The sequence below is a fragment of the Streptomyces sp. AP-93 genome (genome assembly GCF_022808175.1).
In the GTDB taxonomy this organism is placed as follows: domain Bacteria; phylum Actinomycetota; class Actinomycetes; order Streptomycetales; family Streptomycetaceae; genus Streptomyces.
Genome location: NZ_JALGBX010000084.1, coordinates 1 through 541, shown reverse-complemented (window position 1 = coordinate 541; position 541 = coordinate 1). Strand labels below are relative to the sequence as shown.

1 pseudogene is annotated in these 541 nt (G+C 67.5%); it reads left to right on the top strand.

Annotated features, from left to right (window positions below):
• Window positions 1–83 precede the first annotated feature (83 nt).
• Window positions 84–541 (top strand): annotated as a pseudogene (locus tag MTF69_RS42695) (transposase domain-containing protein); the annotation flags it as partial.

Below are 541 nucleotides of genomic sequence, written 5' to 3'. Positions count from 1 at the left end.
CTCCGTTGCACTGCGTCAGAAATCCTTCAACAGGCTTGCGTGACCTGCGAAAACGCTAACTACCCGGCCTTGGGTCAAGGCCCGTTGGGTATCGGCTGGTCTGGGACAAGCTGACGGCGGGTCTGGACGGGATTGAGGTGGCCTGTCCGACGCCGAAGGCCTTGCGTGACCTGCGGCGTCGACTGGGCTCCGCGCCGGTGCAGGCGCTGTTCGAGGTGCTGGCCGGGCCCCTGGCCCGCCCGGCGACACCGGGGGTGCGATTCGGTCCGTTCCGGACCGTGTCGTTCGACGGGTGCAGTTCGCAGAAGGTCTCCGACTCCGAGCGGAACCGCCTCTGGCTGGGGCGGACGTCTCACCACGGCTATCCGACACTGGAGTTGATGACGCTGGTCGAGACGGGGACCAGGTCGCTGATCGGTGCGGTGTTCGGACCGCCGGCCGGCAGCGAGACCGGTTACGCCTCACGGCTGCTGCATCTGCTGCGGCCGGACATGCTGGTCCTGTGGGACAAGGGCTTCGACGGCAACAGCTTCCTCGCCGC